The sequence below is a fragment of the Devosia sp. genome (genome assembly GCF_017307565.1).
In the GTDB taxonomy this organism is placed as follows: Bacteria; Pseudomonadota; Alphaproteobacteria; order Rhizobiales; family Devosiaceae; genus Devosia.
In genome coordinates, this window is record NZ_JAFKHD010000516.1 from 1 (window position 1) to 6,055 (window position 6,055).

The window sequence follows — 6,055 nt, forward strand, 5'->3', positions numbered from 1 at the left end:
GCTGCGCTTCATCTTCGAAACGCTGGACCTCCATCGTGTGCACGCCGCCTTCCTGCCGCACAACATGGCCTCGCGCCGGGTGCTCGAAAAGAACGGCTTTGTCGAAGAAGGCTTTGCCGAGCGCTACCTGCAGATCGACGGGCGCTGGGAAGACCATGTGCTGATGGGCCTGACACGCGAGCGCTGGGACGGCCTGCGGCTGGCGCGGGCGAACCGGGTGGCCTAGCCAGTGGGGCAGCGGGATCGATCGGTTCAAAAGCGGATTATCCGGGGTAAGGCTTCCCCGGTCCGGCTTGCCGCAACCGGCAATCTCCCTTACCAAGAGTGCGCCCCTTCGGAGGTTGCCAACGACTTTTGGCTCGTTCGCCTGGCTCTCGAGCAGGCTGACTGCCGCCACAATGAAGCCTTGTGTGGGAATTAGCTGCTTTTGATGCGTCCCTTTTTTGCTCTCGCAATCATCATTGCGCTCGCCTTTTCCCAGCCTCTCAAGGCGTTCGAAGTCATTTCCGTCCCTGAAGACGTGAATGCCGTCAATCTCTCGGACGTCGTCGAAATCGTGCCCGGTACTAGTGGCCGCGTACAGCTTTCGACCGCGCCCGACGCCGACGGCATTATTCGACGCATCGAAGTGCTGGCGAGCGACCAGGGCCGCAATCCGTCTTTTGCCATTTTTGCGCTGCGTAACGATTCCGATCAGCAGATCGAACGCCTGCTTGTCGCGCCTTTCTATCGCCTGCCCGGATCAGGGGTATTTCAGCCCGATCTCGGCGACGCGCGCATCACGGCGGTAACGCCGAGCGCCGGCATTCGTCCGGTGAAAATGACCGATCCTGAAGCCGACGTGTTCGAGGTGACCCTCGACCCCGGCGCGACAGTGACGCTGATCGCGGAGCTTTCATCGGGCTCGCTGCCCGAACTCTATCTCTGGCAGCCCAACGCCTATCGCGACTACGTTAACTCCTTCACGCTGTTCCGCGGCGTGGTGCTGGGTGTCGCCTCGCTTGCTGCCGTGTTCCTCACCATCATGTTCGTGGTGAAGGGTCGCGGAGTTTTCCCAGCGACCGCCGCCTTTGCCTGGGCGGTGCTGGCTTATCTGCTCATCGACTTTGCCATTCTCGGCCGCCTGTTCGGCATTTCCGCCGGGGGGCTGCAGCCGCTGCGCGCCGCCGCGGAGGCGGGCATCGCGACGACATTGGCCGGCTTTCTCTTCATCTATCTCAACCTTCACCGATGGCACCTGCGCTTCATCCATCTGGCGCTGGGTCTTTCTGCGCTCTTTCTGGCGCTCTTTGCCTTTGCCTTCTTCCAGCCGGCGATTGCAGCAACGATTGCCCGGCTGGTGCTGGCCCTTCTCGGACTGTCCGGCTTCTTCCTGATCCTGCTGCTGGCCCTGCGCGGCTATGACCGTGCGGTCCTCCTGGTGCCCACATGGATCATCTTCATTGCCTGGTTGTTCTATTCCTGGCTGGTGATCTCGGGCCAGGTCAGCAACGACGTGGCGCAGCCCGCCGTGGGTGGTGGCCTCGTGCTCGTGGTTATGCTACTTGGCTTTACCGCAGTGCAGCACGCCTTCTCCGAAGGACAGGTGACCATCGGCACCCTTAGCGAGGGGGAGCGCCGGGCGCTGGCCCTGACCGGCTCTGGCGACTTTGTTTTCGACTGGAACATCGACCGCGACCGCGTCACGGTGGGCGACGAACTATCCACCCGCCTGGGCGAAAAGCGTGGCGCGCTGCGCGGCGCCATCAAGCGCTGGCTCGACCGGGTGCATCCCGACGACCGTGACCGCTTCCGCACCGCCTTCGATACGCTGGTCGAACTTCGTCGTGGCAAGGTTTCGGCCGATATGCGCATTGCCGGTCACGACGGCAACTACCGTACCTTCCGCATGCGCGTGAAACCGGTTCTGGGCGGCGATGGCCAGGTCAACCGCATCGTCGGCACCCTGCAGGATGTCACCGAGGATCGCGCTGCCCGCGAACGTCTGCTGCACGATGCCGTGCATGACAGCCTGACGGGTCTGCCTAATCGGCAGTTGCTGCTTGACCGGCTGGAACGCGCCCTGGTGCGGGCCCGCCAGGCGGGCGGCATCAAGCCGGCGGTTTTCCTCATCGATATCGACCGGTTCATGGAGCTCGAGGAGCGCATCGGCCACTCGGCCGCCGATTCGGTGCTGCTCGCCATTTCCCGGCGCATCGCCCGCGTCATGCGGCCGCTCGACACGGTGGCGCGCATCTCGGGCGATCAGTTCGCGGTGATTCTTGCCTCCGAACAGACGGCCGGCAAGATTGCCGAAAGCGCCGAACAGATCCGCAAGGCGCTCAAGGCGCCGTTCAACTTCGGCGACCGCGACCTGACGATCTCGGCCTCGATCGGCGTGACCATCTATGACGGCAACCCGGCTGAAGCGCCCGACGTGCTGCGCGATGCCGAGCTCGCCATGTATTACGCCAAGCGCCTGGGTGGTGATCGCATCGAGGCCTATCGCGCCTCGGCCCGCTCCATCGCCAATTACAACCGTGCCAGCGAGGAAGACCTTGAGCGCGGCATGCGTCAGGGCGAATTGCATGTGCAGTATCAGCCGGTGATGAACATCGCCTCGGGGCAGATCGTGGGCGCCGAGGCACTGATGCGCTGGAACCACCCGACGCGTGGCGTGGTCAATCCGGACGAGTTCGTGCCGCTCGCCGAGCGCTCGGGCCAGATCGAAAAGCTTGGCCGCCTCGCCTTCGAACAGGCGGCCGCCCAGGCCAGGGACTGGATGACGACAATCGGCCTGCCCGAGGACTTCTTTATCTCGGTCAATCTCTCGCCGACGCAGTTGGCGACAGAGACCCTACTCAACGACATGCGCAATCTGGTTTCCCAGGACAAGTCGCTGGCTGGCCACCTGAAGCTCGAAATCACCGAGGGCCAGGTGATGAGCAATCCTGAGCATTCCGCATATATGCTCGAAGCGCTGCGCAGCCTCGGGCTGGGCCTGGCGCTCGATGATTTCGGCACCGGCAGCTCGTCGCTAAGCTACCTGCACCGCTTCCCCTTCGACACGATCAAAATCCCCGCCGCCTTTGTGAAAATGGGCACCGAAACCGGCATCCCGCACACGCAGGCGCCGATCATCAAGGCTATCGTCGGCCTCGCGGAGGATCTCGATCTGATGGTGGTGGCCGAGGGCGTCGAGACGCTCGACGAAATCGAACGCCTGCGCCAGCTCAATTGCCGCTTTGCCCAGGGCTTTGCCTTCGGCACGGCAATGACGGGTTCTGAAATGGCGAAGAAGCTGCTCGCACAGATGGGGCGGTAATACCGCCCCCCAAACTTCAGGCGTGACCGGCGTCGCTGCTGAGGCTTGCCGGGGTGATGTGCAGGCTTTCAAGCGCGCGCCGGTAGCGGTCTTCCACCGGAATATCGAACAGCAGTTCCCGGGTGAACGGCACGGTGAGCCAGCCGTTCTCGGCGATTTCCTGCTCCAATTGGCCAGGGCTCCAGCCGCAGCACCCCAGCGCGAAGAACGATTCTCGTGGTGCGGGGCCAAACGCCATGGCCTTGAGCACATCGAGCGTCGCCGTCAGCCCGATATCCTCGGTGACCTTGTAGGTATTGCCGCTGTGATAGTCGGAGGTATGGAGCACGAAGCCGCGGCTCTTTTCGACCGGACCGCCACGCATGACCGAACGCTCGCGGATGAGATCGGGCAGGCGGATCACAGCATCGGGGTCGCCGAGGTCGAGTTCGTCGAGGATGTCGGCAAAGGTCAGGTTCGCCAGTTCCTGGTTGACCACGAGCCCCATCGCTCCTTCGTCGCCATGTCCCACGAGCAGGATGACGCTTTGGGCGAAGCGCTCGTCTTCCATGCCGGGCATGGCCACGAGAAACTGTCCTTCAAGTTTGTCCATGGGTTGATTTTACGGCTTGCGGGCCGCTATGCCAAGCGCATGACGCTCGCAGGTGGATCTGTTTGCCTTCACGAAGGCCTGAACTGATGTCAGCTATTCCTTCATTCTCTCCTGCGCTAATGCCTTGCCCATGCAAAAAATCGCCCTTGCCGCCATCGCCACCCTGCTGCTGGTTTCCGCTCCCCTGGCCGGGGAAACGGAATGGCAGGAAGTCGTGCCCGGGGTGAAGCTGCGGCTCGTCAGCGCTGGCGTGGTCAAGCCCGATGGCACCGCGCTTTTCGGCCTCGAGATCGAGATGCCGGACAATACCAAGACCTATTGGCGCGTGCCCGGCGAGACGGGGCTGCCGACCGAACTCGACCTGACCGGCTCGCGCGGCGTCAAATCGGCCGAAATCGTCTGGCCCCATCCTGAGGTCGATACCAGTTCGGGCTATGTCGATTTCGCCTATTTCGGCAATACTCTGCTGCCCATCACCGTCGCCACCGATGATCCCCATGGCACGCTGTCGATCTCGGCCATGCTCGGGATCTGCTCGGAAATCTGCCTGCCTGCCCAGGCCAGTTTTACCCTTGCCCTGACCGATGCCGAGCCCGATCGCCCCAACGGGCTGCGCATCAAGCAGGCGCTCGCCGAAGCCCCCATCGCCTGGAACGAGGGCGAGGAGCCTATCGGCGATGTTCAATACCGGCCCGAGGACAAGGCCCTGGCCGTGTGGGTTGACGACAAGACGGTAGACGTCTCGACGCTGATCGTGGCCACCCAGACGGGCACGCCGCTCTTCGGGGTGCCGCAAAAAAGCCCGCAAGAAGGGCTAGTCCTGCTTCCCATTCTGACGAAAACCGAGAATAGTGACCTTGAAGGTAAACACGTTCAGGTGTCGTTCATGACCGGCATGGGAGCTTTCGCGCTTTCGCGGACCATCGGTTCCGGTCCGGCGAGCAATTAATTCCCGGCAAGACCTTCGGGCTTGTATAGTGCGGCCAAGCCGCCAGTCACGGGGCGCGTTTTGGAGTATGGCGAGGCTGATCGCCAAATGGGCATGGGGCAATTCCAGTAATGATAGAGCATGGCAATGCGATCCCTTCGGTGGGGATCAAGCTGGTGAACGCGTCCGGCGTATCAGAAACCACTAGTGACGCCGTCCTCGGTTCGGGAACCGTCGTCTTCTTCGCCGTTCCCGGCGCCTTCACGCCGACCTGCCACGTCAATCACCTGCCGGGCTTTCTCGCCAATGCCGACAAGCTCAAAGCCAAGGGCGTCGACCGGATCGTGTGCGTCGCTGCCAATGATGCCCATGTGATGAAGGCCTGGGCGGAAGCTTCCGAGGCGCTGGGCAGCATCGAATTCATCGCGGACGGCAATGCCGACCTCGCCAAGGCCCTCGGCCTTGCCAAGGATTTTTCTGCGCATGGCATGGGAACGCGCTATGCCCGCTCCGCCATGATCGTGCGCGACGGCAAGGTGAGCGATATTTTTGTGGAGGACGCCCCCGGCGTCAACGCCAGCGGTGCCCCTGCCATTCTTATGGCGCTAGAAGCAGCGCAAGCTTAACTGAGGCGGGAGAGAACGATGACCAAGCCGACCTTCACCCGACTTGTCGCCTTGACCGGCCTGACCCTGGTTCTCGCCGGCTGTTCGATGGGCAACATGTTTGGCGGCGGCGCCAGCAAGAGCGCCAATCTGCAGAACGCGACCGCGACCCCGCAGGCCGTGGCTCAGGCCCAGACCAATGCGCTGCCCGCCATCGCCACCGAATGCCCGGCGATCAAGGTCCGCGTCGGCGGCGAAGCCATGTACTACTATGGCGGCGGTCGCACCGGCGACGCCAAGGCCCTGCAGTATCAAGGCGTGATCGATGAAGTGACGCGCAATTGCGTCGTTTCCAACGGCCTCATCACCGTCAATATGGGTGCCTCCGGCCGCGTGCTGCTTGGGCCCGCTGGCAAGCAGACCTCGGTCAATGCCCCGATCCGCTTTGCGGTCGAGCGCGATGGCCAGGCCGTCTTCTCGGAAAAGTACACCATTCCCGTCGCCCTGACCCCGCCGGCCCAATCGGCGGAGTTCGTCAAGGTGGTGGAGAACGTCGCCATTCCCTATCTCGGCGGCGAGAGCATCACCATCTGGGTTGGCTTCGACACCCGCGGTTGAAGCTTCGC

At 62.9% G+C, this 6,055-nt stretch carries 6 protein-coding genes; 5 read left to right on the plus strand and 1 reads right to left on the minus strand.

Annotation, left to right across the window (positions count from 1 at the left end):
* Both J0I64_RS22390 and J0I64_RS22395 read left to right on the plus strand, forming a co-directional pair.
* Positions 1-226 (plus strand): GNAT family N-acetyltransferase (locus J0I64_RS22390; protein ID WP_291412480.1); only part of this gene is annotated, 226 nt, incomplete at its 5' end.
* Between the two features lie 204 nt (positions 227-430).
* Positions 431-3,304 carry an EAL domain-containing protein gene (locus tag J0I64_RS22395; RefSeq protein WP_291412482.1) on the plus strand — a complete coding sequence of 958 codons (2,874 nt, stop codon included), beginning with the start codon at positions 431-433 and terminating at the stop codon, positions 3,302-3,304.
* A gap of 16 nt (positions 3,305-3,320) precedes the next feature.
* Here the strand turns inward: J0I64_RS22395 and J0I64_RS22400 are convergent, their stop codons facing one another.
* Positions 3,321-3,896 carry a YqgE/AlgH family protein gene (locus J0I64_RS22400; RefSeq protein WP_291412484.1) on the minus strand — a complete coding sequence of 192 codons (576 nt, stop codon included), beginning with the start codon at positions 3,894-3,896 and terminating at the stop codon, positions 3,321-3,323.
* Positions 3,897-4,026: 130 nt separating this feature from the next.
* Here J0I64_RS22400 and J0I64_RS22405 point away from each other — a divergent pair, with 130 nt between their 5' ends.
* The 3 genes from J0I64_RS22405 (at position 4,027) to J0I64_RS22415 (ending at position 6,047) form a co-directional block, all read left to right on the plus strand.
* The gene (locus J0I64_RS22405; RefSeq protein ID WP_291412486.1) at positions 4,027-4,845 is read left to right on the plus strand and encodes a protein-disulfide reductase DsbD domain-containing protein; all 819 of its coding nucleotides are present in this window, start codon (positions 4,027-4,029) and stop codon (positions 4,843-4,845) included.
* A gap of 110 nt (positions 4,846-4,955) precedes the next feature.
* Positions 4,956-5,450, plus strand: coding sequence for a peroxiredoxin (locus tag J0I64_RS22410; protein ID WP_291412488.1), 495 nt, complete (start codon positions 4,956-4,958; stop codon positions 5,448-5,450).
* An 18-nt stretch (positions 5,451-5,468) separates the two neighbouring features.
* Positions 5,469-6,047 carry a hypothetical protein gene (locus J0I64_RS22415; protein WP_291412490.1) on the plus strand — a complete coding sequence of 193 codons (579 nt, stop codon included), beginning with the start codon at positions 5,469-5,471 and terminating at the stop codon, positions 6,045-6,047.
* Positions 6,048-6,055: the final 8 nt, after the last annotated feature.